1 protein-coding gene is annotated in these 318 nt (G+C 60.1%); it reads right to left on the bottom strand.

From position 1 onward, the window contains the following. A partial coding sequence (locus tag AC0L3B_RS38995) for a hypothetical protein (protein WP_473383016.1) occupies positions 1 to 318 on the bottom strand: 318 nt, incomplete at both ends.

The following is a 318-nucleotide window of genomic DNA, read 5'->3' as shown; positions in this document are numbered from 1 at the left end:
AGTTCGCGAACCACGTCGGCAATCACTCGCAAGTCGGCGCCGTGGCTCAATCCACCGGCCCAGCCCACCCGAGGTTTTCGCCCTTGTGTGCGGTGGCTGACCAGCCCAGCCCACCACTGGCCTGGCAGGCGGTTTTCCATCACACGAATGTCGGTGTTGTAGCCTTTCAGGGCATCGGCCAGCGGTTGAGTCGAAACCACCAGTCGATCGCATAGGCTCACAGCTTTCCTCAAGCGCTTTGCCGTGTCTTTGGGGAACAGCGCGCGGGTCAGATTGCCAGCGGGAATATCGAGAATGTAATCGTCCAGTTCGTACACC

Source organism: Bradyrhizobium sp. Kon56 (genome assembly GCF_055807635.1).
Note: the sequence above shows the minus strand (reverse complement) of the source record. Positions and strands in the feature narration are given on the sequence as shown.